Below are 10,845 nucleotides of genomic sequence, written 5' to 3'. Positions count from 1 at the left end.
CAGGAGGGGTTCCTGAAGTAGTCGGGAAAGTCACGCCTGTCAGGCACGAGCACGGTCATCGAGACGGCTCGGGGCAGGAAGAAAACCGTGCGCACTTTTGCGTACGTTTTTGAGAGCAGCCTTCACCATGAAACGACTGGAAAACCACGTCGCGCTCGTCACCGGCGGCGGGCGCGGCATCGGCAAGGCCATCGCCACCCGCCTCTATCAGGAAGGCGCAAAAGTGGCCATCTGCGGCACCACGCCCGACGTGCTGGAAGCGGCCGCGCGCGAGATCGGCCCCGACGTACTCCCGCTCGTGTGCGACGTCTCGCAGGCCGACCAGGTCGAGGAAACGGTACGGCGCATCCGCGAACGCTTCGGCAAAGTCGACATCCTGGTCAACAACGCCGCCGTGATGCTGCGCCACGTCGGCCTGGAGCGGGCCGCCCGCCCCTTCACCGAACTAGAAGAAGAAGTCTGGGACAAGGCGATGGCGGTCAACGTCAAAGGCCCGTGGCTGTGCGCCCGCGCCGTCTTTCCCGACATGCAGGCGCAGCGCTGGGGGCGCATCATCAACATCGCCTCGGACACCGTCTTCCTTGGCCGCGGCAACGGCGCACAATACATCACGTCCAAGGCCGCCGTCATCGGACTCACGCACGCCCTTGCCTGCGAAGTTGGCCGCCACGGCATCACGGTCAACGCCATCTCGCCGGGCTTGACGCAAAGCGAGACGGTTCGCGAACACGGTTTCGAAGCCATGGCCAAGCAGCTCGCCGAACAGTCGGCCATCCCGCGGCTCGAGGTTCCTGAAGACCTGGTCGGCACCGCCGCCTGGCTCGCCTCCGACGACGCTGCCTTCGTCACCGGCCAGACGATCTGCGTCGATGGCGGGCTAGTGTTGCGCTAGCCTTCTGGCGTGAGTCGCTCGGAACTTTTCCTTCGCCTACGGCCTCTGCAGGCGATTTTCTTTCCCACACTCGTGTGATACGCTCGATCCGCTCCCCGTCCTAGCCGCTGCTTACGGCTTTGAAACGCTGCACCCGAGCCAGCCGTTCCTCGAACGAGGAAAAAAGAACCGCTGAGCAGAACGCCATCCCATCATCTCATGCTGCCGCATGCCGCGGCTCTGTCGAGGCTCGATGATCCCGCTGGACATCCGAACGATGATGGTGATGACGGCCCTTCTCGCCCTCATGATGGCGGGCCAGTTGCTGCTTGCCAGCATCCAGCAAGGAAACCCACGCGGCCTGCGTCTTTGGGCGCTTGCCCAAGCGAGCATTGGCCTGGCCTTCGGTTTGGCCTTGCCCGAGCCGCGCCAACCCCTCGCTTCCTGGCTAATCGTCGGCGGCAGCGCCTTGATCGTCCTCGGCCTCGCCCTACAATGGCAGGGGCTGCGCAGCTTCTACGCCCGCCCTTACATGTGGTGGCCCGTCCTCCTCTCCCTGGGGCTGGCCTTGCTCGGAAATCTGTGGTTTGCCATCCTTGCGCCCAACGTGCTTTACCGCGCGATCTTCAATTCCTTGTTGATGGGTACGTGGAGCCTGCTGTGCGCCCATGCCGCCCTACGCGCTCCCGCCCCACCGTCCATCGCCGCCGGACTGACCGGCGCCGCCTTCCTTGGCCTGGCACTTTTGTTTTTCGTCCGACTGCTCTATCTGCTCACCGCAGCTCCTCCCGATTATGGTCTCTACGCCCGAATTTCGCTCAACCCGATCATGCAGTTCCTCCTGAGCGTGCTACAGATGATCCTCGTCTCCAGTTTCATGCTGATGGTCCATACCCGCATCACCAATGACCTGAACCACCTCGCCAGCTCCGACGGCCTGACCGGCGCACGCAACCGCCGCAGCCTGGAAGAACGGTTCGCCCGCTGGCAAACGCTCGAGCTCCGCAAAGGCGGTATTCTGTCACTGCTTCTCATCGACATCGACCATTTCAAGCACGTCAACGACACCTACGGACATCCAGCAGGAGACGCGGTCTTGTGTGCCATCGCCCGACTCGGTCAGACGATGCTGCGCAAACACGACACCTTTGCCCGCTATGGCGGAGAAGAATTCTGCGTGCTCTTGCCGGCGACGAATGAAACGGAAGCCGCATCTCTCGCCGAACGGTTTCGCCTTGCCGTGGCTGCGTGCGTCCACCCCAACGAGAATCCGGCGCTTCCCCTGACGATAAGCATCGGCGTGGCCTGCTCGAACGAGGTGGGCGACGAATTCTCCCAGCTGCTGCAAGCCGCCGACGACGCGCTCTATCATGCCAAACGCAACGGGCGGAACCGCGTCGTGGCGTTCTCGTCGCTACCGTAACGATCGCCGCACCATGCCTCTGGAGCCTCCCCTTGCCCCCCGAACCATCGACGGGATCGCCGACAGAGATATAGACTGATAATGTGGGGCTATCGCATCTCCCCTCGACCTCATTTCAGGAGTGACGCCATGACGACCGACCCGCCCACCGTTCTCGTCACCCTCGACCCCGCCGTGCGTGAAGCCGTGGAGGCGCGGCTCGGCGGGCTCGGCCGGATCGTCTTCCTCGCCGAACTCCCCGAAGCGCAACGGCGCGAGGCGCTCAAAGCGGCCGAATATCTCCTCACGCTCAATCCGCAGCGGGAATTCGGCCCGTGGTGGCCGCAGCATCCACGCTGGCGCTTCGTCCAGTTCACCACCGCCGGAGTCGATCACGTCGACTTCGGTCGCATCCCCGAGGCGACGATCGTCGCCAGCAACGTCGGCGGCTTCGCCGAGCCGATGGCCGAATACGTGCTCGCCACGGCGCTTGCCCTGAGCAAGAAGCTCCTCCATTACCATCGTCTGCTGCAGCAGGGCGTGTTCGCACAGTTCGGCGAGACCGGAACGCTGCGCGGCAAGACGGTGACGATCCTCGGCTTTGGCGGCATCGGTCGCGCCTGCGCCGACCTACTGCGTATCTTCGACGTGCGCCTCTTCGCCATCAACCGCAGCGGCAAGACCGACGTTCCCGTATGGCGCTGCGGCACCCTCGCCAACCTCGAAGAGGCCCTGCGGCTCGCCGACGTCGTGGTCGTCTGCCTGCCGCTCAACCGCGAAACCCGTGGGCTGCTCGGGGCGCGCGAGCTCGGCTGGCTCAAGGACGACGCCATCTTCATCAACGTCGCCCGCGGCGAGATCGTCGACGAAAAAGCGCTCTACGACTTCCTCCGCGACCACCCCAAGGCGCAGGCCGCGATCGACGCCTGGTGGGTCGAACCCTTCCGGCACGGCGAATTTCGTATGAATTATCCTTTCCTCGACCTCCCCAACGTGCTCGGCAGCCCCCACAACTCCGCCCGCATCCCCGGCTGGGAACGGGTGGCACTCGAGCGTGCCTGCGACAACCTCGCCCGGGCGCTGAAGGGAGAACCCATCCATGGCCTGGTCGACCGGAGCGACTATGAGTGAGCGCGGCTCACGGCCCGCCGGCTGTGGCAGTCCACCGGCGAGCGCGCGCGAGCGCACGGCCGGGAGTACACCCCACCTGCTGATCGTATGGCACTCGCGCACCGGCACGGCCCGGCAGATGGCCGAGGCGGCCCGCGACGGCGCCCTCGAAGCCCTGCGCGAACTCGACGCCGTCGCACGCGTGCCCATCGGTCTGCGCCGGGCGGCAGAAGTCACGCTCGAAGAGGTGCTCGCCGCCCAGGGCTATCTCTTCTGCGCCCCGGAAAACCTCGCCACCCTCTCCGGCGAGATGAAAGAATTTTTCGATCGCTGCTACTACGGTGTGCTCGATCGCGTCAATGGCCGGCCCTACCTCGCCCTGGTCGCCGCCGGCAGCGACGGCAGCGGCGCCGTGCGCCAGATCGAACGCATCTGTACCGGCTGGCGCCTGCGGCCACTCGCCCCCGCCCACATCGTGCTCACCCACGCGCAGACGCTAGACGCGATCATGGCCCCGAAAACGCTGCCCGAGGCCGAACGCGAGCGCTGCCGCACCCTGGGCGCGACCATGGCGGCCTGGCTGGCATGATCCGGCGAAGCACGCTCACACCGCGCCCGGAGCGGAATACATGGGTTTGCCGTCGCTGAGAGAGATCCAGCCTTTGACGATGCGGTAGATCACCCAGACCCATGCCGCGAACAAGATGAAGTATCCTACCGCCACGCACGCGGTGAGCACCCCTACCAAGCTCCACAGCAGGCTGTACCAGAAGGTGCGGCGCTGCCACAGGAAGTGCGATTCGACCCAGGTGCCGCGCACATCGGGATATTTCACGTAGTTGACGATGATCCCTACCAGGTAGGTGACCCCCAGGATCAAGGAGATCGCATAGAGCGCGTAGACGACGGTCGCCCATTTCTTCGCTTCCTGGATCCTGCTTGCATCGTTCGACGTGGCCGCATCGATGATTTCCATGAGACTTCCTTTCCGGCAGAATAGATAAGGTAAAACTGGGACCATCTTAGCGAAAAATGGCAAGAACCCCCAAAAACCGGACAGGCGATCGATCGTGAAGCAACCGCCTGATTCCACCTTGCGCGGCCGCGGCGCCTCGAGCGCACCGCCACACCGCTACGCCCGCCTCGCGCGCGAGCCTTTCGACGACGGCTGGGCGCAAGAAGAAGAGGCATCTCCAGCCCCGCCGACCGAAGTGCGCTGGGAAGAGGCGCGCAGTGCGATCACCGCCAACCGCTCGCCCGACCTGGGGTTCGACCGCTCGCTGAACCCCTACCGCGGCTGCGAGCACGGCTGCGCCTATTGCTACGCCCGGCCGATGCATGCCTGGCTGGACCTCTCACCGGGGCTCGATTTCGAACGCATCATCATCGCCCGGCGCCATCTGGCCGAACGCTTGCGCGAAGAACTCGCCCGGCCGAGCTATCGACCTGCGCCCATCGCGCTGGGCACCGCCACCGACGCCTGGCAGCCGGTGGAGCGCAAACTGGGGCTCACGCGCGCGGTGCTGGAAGTGCTCGCCGAAGCGCGCCATCCGTGGTCGGTCGTGACCAAGGGCAGCGGCATCCTGCGCGATCTCGACCTGATCGCCCCCATGGCTGCTTCGGGCTTGTGCGAAGTCTATGTGACGCTCACTACGCTCGACGCCGAACTCGCCCGCCGGCTGGAACCGCGCGCGGCAAGCCCGCGGCGACGGCTGGAAGTGATCGCGGCGCTCGCGCAGGCCGGCGTGCCGGTGGGCGTGAGCCTCGCGCCGCAGATCCCCTTCCTCACCGAAGACATGGAAGCCGTGCTCACCGCCGCGGCCGAAGCCGGCGCGGTGGGCGCCTTCATGAGCATTCTGCGCCTGCCGCACGAGCTGGAGGGGATTTTCGACGACTGGCTGCAGCGGCATTTCCCCGAGCGGCGCGAGCGCATCCTCGCGCGGCTACGCGAGCTGCACGGCGGAGCGCTCGACGGGCCGTTCGGCGTCCGCTTCCGCGGCCAAGGCCCGTGGGCGGAGCTACTCGCCCAGCGCTTCGCGATCGCCCGCCGCCGCGTCGGGCTCGACCGTCCGCTGCCACCCCTTGCCGTGCACCTCTTTCGCCCGCCGGCAAAGCGCGCCGGCGAACCGGTGCAGCAGGCGCTTTTCTGAAACAGATTCGCCCTTCCTGGGCTAGCCCTATTCCCCTGCGCTCACGGTTTGCACGGTTTTTTTCTGGTTGAACCGCCCCAATTCCTGCATCAGGCGCACCAACTGCGGCTGCTTGCTCTGGAGCAATTCCTGGGCGCGCTGCGGCGCGAGCTCCTCGTCGTTCGGGCCGCTGATGCGCTTGCCCACAAACCCCTGCATCTTGGTCGGCAAAGCAATCTTGACGTCGGCATCCTTATAGCCCACGCGCGACCAATCGCTGAACACGACGTACTCGCGCCGCTTGCCGGAAAAGAGATCGTAGCCGGAGGAATAGTCTTCGGGCGGATTCTTCACGCCCAAGAGGGGCATGAGGGTCGGGACGACATCCAGGTGGCTGCTCAGCTGCTCATGCACGGCCGGAGCGCGGCCCGGAATCCACAGGATCAGCGGGGTGCGTGTCTGCGGATCGGAAAACGTCGAGTTGTGCCCCCAGTAGCCGTTTTCCATGAACTCCTCGCCGTGGTCCCCCAGCATCACGACGAGGGTGTTCTCCAACAGGCCATGCGTCTCGAGATACTCGAGGATCCGAGCGAATTGGCTGTCCAGGTGATGCACGGCGTTGAGGTAACGGTTCTTGATCGGGACGATGTCTTTTTGCAGCTCGTCGCGGTCGAGCGTGGCGTAGTTGATGTCGTCGCGATAAGGCGTGCGGATCACGCTCTCCGGCGGGAAGTAGTAGCGCGCATGCGGCGACTCGAAGAACATCTAGGCGAAGAAAGGCCGAGCGGGATCGCGCGTGTCGATGAATTTCAGCAGATCGGAGACGTTCTGCCGGTCTTTTTCCCATCCGGCAAGGGGCGCGTCGATTTCATGCAGCTGCTCGCGCGGCACCTGGCTGAAGACGGTCTGATCGAACTCCGGATAGCTGAATTTGGCGCTGGTGTACAAGGACATCTGATAACCCTGCTGCTGCAGCACCTCGATGAGGGGCGCACCTCGGCGTCCTTTGAGGAAAGCGTCCCAGTAGGTACCGGGCAGCCCCGTCATCATGGTAAAGATGCCGATCCGGGTGCCGTTGCCGCCGCTGTAATGATTGGCGAATACCTGCGCCTTCTGGGCGAAAGCCCAGGTGGCCGGCATGATTTCCGGATCGAGGGTATCGGCGCGCCAGGATTCGGCCACCAGCCAGACGATGTTGTAGGGCTTCTCCGGCTTGGTGAATTCCAGCGGCTTGGCCGGGTATTGCAGGCGTCCTTCCAGATCCAAGGATTTTTCCTGCGCCGCCACCTCGAAGCCCAGCTTCTTGAAGAGGCTGCGGGCCGTGGTGCCGACGTAAAAAGGCACTTCCTGGGTGAGTTCGAGCACGTCGGACTTGCCCATCGCGCTCGCGTAGGCATGGACGGAATGATCCCCCAGCATGGAGGACAACAGCAGCACGAGCAGCGGTCGCGCCAGCCGCCGCACTTCCCAGCGCAGCAGCGCGAAGCGCCGGCCCGAGAAGGCGAGCAAGAGGAACAACAGGGCATGACCGAGGAAGAACGCCAGACCGATCAACGCGAAGCCCAGCGTGGAGGAAGCGCTGCCGCCCAGCGATTCGAGGCCGCCCGGCGTCATCACCAGATTGACGACGAACCCGTTGATGAACATGCCGTAGAGGGCATGGATCTTGGCATTGGCATAGAAAAAGAGGGTGGTCAGGGCTCCCGTCAAGACTGCCATGACATTGGCGGCCAAAACGGCGCCTCGCGGCAGGCGCAACCACCGCCACGGCCACGGACGGCCGGCGAGCCAAGTGAGCACCAAGGCCGGCAGCAAGTAGAGCGCGTTATAGCTCGCGAACGCATTGACGAGGAACAAGAGATTGCCGTAGCCACCGCCGGCTGCAGCCGCAAAGTCGACGTTCGCGGCGTTGATCCACAGCAGGACCAGATAAACCAGCGCGAAATAGGCGAACCGTACACTGCGCCAGTAGGTATGTTCGTTCAAGGGGTGCCGCTCCATCGTCAAACTCGGAAAGGTTTTTGGATCGTCGCCAGCCGGAAGATGCCGCATTGCGCGATCCTTGCTTGCGCCGGCGGCTGCATCGACCGGATTCGACCGCCCCGCCGCCGCCGAGTTCTCACGGCCACCGCCAGCCCACGGATGAGGCGCGCCGCGTCCGAACCGCGCGCATCTTATCCCATGAACGGGTGAAGATGTTATACTGAAATTTTTCCATGTTTGTCTGACGCCCATCTCATGATCGTCATCACCGGCGGCGCCGGCATGATCGGCAGCATCGTCGCCTGGCAGCTCAACCGCCAAGGGCGCGACGATCTGCTCCTCGTCGATCGGCCAACCCATCCCGAGCAGTGGCAGAATCTCTGTCACCGCACCTACGCCGATTATCTCGACAAGGATGAGCTTTTTCCTTGGCTCGAGCGTCATGGCGCGCAGGTCGAGGCCGTCATCCACATGGGCGCCATCAGCGACACCACGGAGCGCGACTGGAACCGGCTGCTCGAAGCCAATCTGCGCTATTCGCAGCGGCTGTGGCAATTCTGTACGCAGCAGGGAGCGACGTTCCTCTACGCCAGCTCGGCCGCCACCTACGGTAACGGCGAGCGCGGCTACAGCGACGCGAGCATCGACGGCCTGCGCCCGCTCAACGCCTACGGCTACTCCAAGCACCTGTTCGACCAATGGGCGCTGCGTCAGGCCTCAGCCGGCCATGCCCCGCCGCGCTGGGCCGGGTTCAAGTTTTTCAACGTCTATGGACCCAACGAATACCACAAGGGCCGCATGGCGAGTGTAGCCTACCATGCGTTCACCCAGTTCCGCACCGGCGGAACGGTGCGCCTGTTCAAGAGCGATCGCCCCGACGTGGCCGACGGCATGCAACTGCGCGATTTCGTCTATGTCAAAGATGTTGCCGCGGTCGTAGCCTGGTTTCTCGCCGCCCCGCGCCCTTCGGCCCTCTACAACGTCGGCACCGGTCAGGCCCGCGCCTTCCTCGACCTCGCCACGGCCGTGATGGAGAGCTGCGGCGCACGCCCCCACATCACCTGGATCGACATGCCGGACGACCTCAAAGGCAAATACCAGTACTACACGCAGGCCGACATCGGCAAACTGCGCGCGGCGGGCTACGACCAGCCCTTCCATCCGCTGGAAGAGGGCATACGCGACTACGTGCAGAATTACCTTCTGCAGCCCGACCCCTATTGCTGAGACCTCGGGAACCGAATGATTCCGGAACAGGCCATACGGCAAGCGCTGAGCGCACATCGAGCAGCCACCGAACCGCTGCATGAGCAGATGCCGCTCCTCATCGAGATGGGCATGCGGCTGCGAAGCTGCCTCCTTGCCGGCGGCAAGATCCTGCTGCTGGGCAATGGCGGCAGCGCGGCCGATTGTCAGCACATCGCCGCCGAGATCGTCGGCCGCTACAAGCGCGAACGCCGCGGTCTGCCCGCCATCGCGCTCACCACCGACACCTCCATCCTCACGGCCGTGGGCAACGACTACGGTTTCGAACACGTCTTCTCGCGCCAGGTGGAAGCGCTATGCACCCCGAAAGACGTGGTGATCGGCCTCTCCACCTCCGGCAACAGCCCCAACGTGCTGGCCGCCATCCACACCGCGCGCCAAATCGGCGCGTTCACCATCGGGCTGACCGGCGGCGGGGGCGGCAAACTCGCGCAATGCTGCGACCTGAGCCTCGTCGTTGCCAGCAACGACACGCCCCGCATCCAGGAGGCCCACATCCTGGTCGGTCACATGCTCTGTGACCTCATCGACGCCGAAACCCTCGATTCCACACCATGCAGCAACGGCTGATCGAGGCGCTCCGTCAGGGTTTTCCCGCCGACGCCTGGGCCCTGGTGATCGGCGACCTCATGCTGGACCGCTATCTCTGGGGCAAGGTCGAACGCATCTCGCCGGAAGCGCCGGTGCCGGTGGTGTTGCTGGAAAAGGAATCGAGCCGCCCCGGCGGAGCGGCCAACGTGGCCGCCAACCTCGCCGGCCTGGGCCTGCCCTGCCGCCTGCTGGGCACCGTCGGCGACGACGCGCCCGGACGCGAGCTCGTCGCAGCCATCGCCAGTCAAGGCGTCGGCACCGAGGCGCTCTTCACCTCGTCTTCGCGCCCCACCACCACCAAGACCCGCATCCTCGGCGGCCACCAGCAGATGCTGCGGCTCGATCGCGAAGCCACGGCCGCCCCCGACGCTGGCGAGCAAGAGGCCCTGAGCCGCCTGCTGCGCGAGATGATGGAACGGAAACCGGCCGTCGTCGTCCTCTCCGATTATGCCAAAGGCGTCCTGACCCCCGAGCTTTGCCGGCTCGCCATCGACCTCGCCGCCCAGGCGGACATCCCCGTACTGGTCGACCCCAAGGGGCGCGACTACGGCAAATACCGCGGCGCGACCGCCCTCACGCCCAACCGGCGGGAAACCGCCGAAGCCTGCGGCGTCTCCGGCCAGGATCTCGACGAGCTCCTGCAGGCCGCGCAGGCGCTGCGCCGCGCCCTCGATCTGCGCTTCCTCGCCGTCACCCGCAGCGAGGAGGGCATCACGCTCCTCGACGAGACGCGCACGCTCCATCTGCCCGCCATGGCGCGCCAGGTGTTCGACGTCTCGGGGGCTGGGGACACCGTCATCGCCACGCTGGCCGCGGGGATGGTGGCCGGGCTCGAGCCGGCCGAGGCGCTGCATCTGGCCAACCTCGCCGCCGGCATCGTGGTCGGCAAGGTGGGCACCGTGCCCATCGCCCGCGAGGAACTGCTGGCCGAACTCGCGGTCGAGGAAGTCCGCGAGCAGGCGGACAAGATCTGCGACCTGCCGCAGCTGCTGGCGCGCGTCCGGCAATGGCGCGCCAACGGTGAGTGCATCGTGTTTACCAACGGCTGCTTCGACCTCCTCCACGCCGGCCACGTCGTCTATCTGGAACAGGCGGCCAAGCTGGGGGATCGCCTGGTGGTCGGGCTCAATACCGACCGCTCGGTACGCGCCCTCAAGGGTCCGAGCCGGCCGGTCATCCACGAACAGGACCGCGCCCGCGTGCTCGCCGCCCTGGAAGCGGTCGATGCCGTTGTCCTGTTCAACGAAGACACGCCGCTCTCCCTGATCGAAGCCATCCGCCCGGATGTGCTAGTCAAGGGCAGCGACTATACCGAAGACCAGGTGGTGGGCGGCAAGGAAGTCAAATCCTGGGGCGGGAGGGTTGCGCTCATCGACGTCGTGCCGGGACGCAGTACCAGCAACATCCTGCGCAAGCTCGGCAGCGCATGAGGGCGCCGCGAAAAACCGTCGCGAGCGACTGCAGGGCAAGGCGCACGGAGCGCAGGAGGCGAG

General features: G+C 65.3%; 9 protein-coding genes and 1 pseudogene. 8 read left to right on the top strand and 2 right to left on the bottom strand.

Translation table 11 applies throughout. The annotated features are described in order from the left end of the window. Positions 1 to 127 precede the first annotated feature (127 nt). The 4 genes from EPD82_RS06630 (at position 128) to EPD82_RS06615 (ending at position 3,972) form a co-directional block, all read left to right on the top strand. Positions 128 to 892, top strand: a complete 765-nt coding sequence (locus EPD82_RS06630) for an SDR family NAD(P)-dependent oxidoreductase (protein ID WP_055423928.1) — start codon at positions 128 to 130, stop codon at positions 890 to 892. A 265-nt stretch (positions 893 to 1,157) separates the two neighbouring features. Continuing rightward, positions 1,158 to 2,294: a GGDEF domain-containing protein gene (locus EPD82_RS06625; protein WP_170210800.1), complete on the top strand. Its 1,137-nt coding sequence runs from the start codon at positions 1,158 to 1,160 to the stop codon at positions 2,292 to 2,294. Between the two features lie 129 nt (positions 2,295 to 2,423). Next, positions 2,424 to 3,404, top strand: a complete 981-nt coding sequence (locus tag EPD82_RS06620) for a 2-hydroxyacid dehydrogenase (protein ID WP_055423930.1) — start codon at positions 2,424 to 2,426, stop codon at positions 3,402 to 3,404. 118 nt (positions 3,405 to 3,522) lie between these two features. Then, positions 3,523 to 3,972, top strand: a complete 450-nt coding sequence (locus EPD82_RS06615) for a flavodoxin family protein (protein WP_420824931.1) — start codon at positions 3,523 to 3,525, stop codon at positions 3,970 to 3,972. Between the two features lie 15 nt (positions 3,973 to 3,987). On the opposite strand, the gene EPD82_RS06610 is transcribed toward EPD82_RS06615, so the two are convergent. Continuing rightward, positions 3,988 to 4,359 carry a DUF4870 family protein gene (locus EPD82_RS06610; protein ID WP_206202222.1) on the bottom strand — a complete coding sequence of 124 codons (372 nt, stop codon included), beginning with the start codon at positions 4,357 to 4,359 and terminating at the stop codon, positions 3,988 to 3,990. Between the two features lie 94 nt (positions 4,360 to 4,453). On the opposite strand from EPD82_RS06610, the gene EPD82_RS06605 reads away from it, so the two are divergent. Further along, a complete protein-coding gene (locus EPD82_RS06605; RefSeq protein WP_206202221.1) occupies positions 4,454 to 5,533 on the top strand; it encodes a PA0069 family radical SAM protein in 1,080 nt (359 codons plus the stop codon). Positions 5,534 to 5,560: 27 nt separating this feature from the next. On the opposite strand, the pseudogene EPD82_RS12300 reads toward EPD82_RS06605, so the two are convergent. Beyond that, positions 5,561 to 7,231, bottom strand: a pseudogene (locus EPD82_RS12300) (sulfatase-like hydrolase/transferase). Positions 7,232 to 7,750: 519 nt separating this feature from the next. On the opposite strand from EPD82_RS12300, the gene rfaD reads away from it, so the two are divergent. Genes rfaD through hldE form a run of 3 tightly spaced genes read left to right on the top strand, consistent with a single transcriptional unit; the run spans position 7,751 to position 10,782 of the window. Then, on the top strand, positions 7,751 to 8,722 hold the full coding sequence (rfaD, locus tag EPD82_RS06590; RefSeq protein ID WP_141056178.1) for an ADP-glyceromanno-heptose 6-epimerase: 972 nt from the start codon (positions 7,751 to 7,753) through the stop codon (positions 8,720 to 8,722). Between the two features lie 15 nt (positions 8,723 to 8,737). Further along, positions 8,738 to 9,331, top strand: a complete 594-nt coding sequence (locus tag EPD82_RS06585; RefSeq protein ID WP_141056177.1) for a D-sedoheptulose 7-phosphate isomerase — start codon at positions 8,738 to 8,740, stop codon at positions 9,329 to 9,331. Continuing rightward, entirely contained in the window at positions 9,316 to 10,782 is a 1,467-nt protein-coding gene (hldE, locus tag EPD82_RS06580; RefSeq protein ID WP_141056176.1) for a bifunctional D-glycero-beta-D-manno-heptose-7-phosphate kinase/D-glycero-beta-D-manno-heptose 1-phosphate adenylyltransferase HldE, read from the top strand. The genes EPD82_RS06585 and hldE overlap by 16 nt, the downstream gene beginning before the upstream one ends. The last annotated feature ends 63 nt before the right edge of the window (positions 10,783 to 10,845 follow it).

Source organism: Tepidiphilus succinatimandens, from assembly GCF_006503695.1.
GTDB lineage: Bacteria > Pseudomonadota > Gammaproteobacteria > Burkholderiales > Rhodocyclaceae > Tepidiphilus > Tepidiphilus succinatimandens.
This window is presented reverse-complemented; position numbering and strand designations above follow the sequence as displayed.

What these genes read in the sequence shown, in the direction of transcription:
- EPD82_RS06620 (WP_055423930.1), top strand. Translation starts at nt 2,424, where the DNA reads ATGACGACCGACCCGCCCACCGTTCTCGTCACCCTCGACCCCGCCGTG.
- EPD82_RS06625 (WP_170210800.1), top strand. Translation starts at nt 1,158, where the DNA reads ATGACGGCCCTTCTCGCCCTCATGATGGCGGGCCAGTTGCTGCTTGCC.
- rfaD (WP_141056178.1), top strand. Translation starts at nt 7,751, where the DNA reads ATGATCGTCATCACCGGCGGCGCCGGCATGATCGGCAGCATCGTCGCC.
- EPD82_RS06615 (WP_420824931.1), top strand. Translation starts at nt 3,523, where the DNA reads ATGGCCGAGGCGGCCCGCGACGGCGCCCTCGAAGCCCTGCGCGAACTC.
- EPD82_RS06610 (WP_206202222.1), bottom strand. Translation starts at nt 4,359, where the DNA reads ATGGAAATCATCGATGCGGCCACGTCGAACGATGCAAGCAGGATCCAG.
- hldE (WP_141056176.1), top strand. Translation starts at nt 9,316, where the DNA reads ATGCAGCAACGGCTGATCGAGGCGCTCCGTCAGGGTTTTCCCGCCGAC.
- EPD82_RS06630 (WP_055423928.1), top strand. Translation starts at nt 128, where the DNA reads ATGAAACGACTGGAAAACCACGTCGCGCTCGTCACCGGCGGCGGGCGC.
- EPD82_RS06585 (WP_141056177.1), top strand. Translation starts at nt 8,738, where the DNA reads ATGATTCCGGAACAGGCCATACGGCAAGCGCTGAGCGCACATCGAGCA.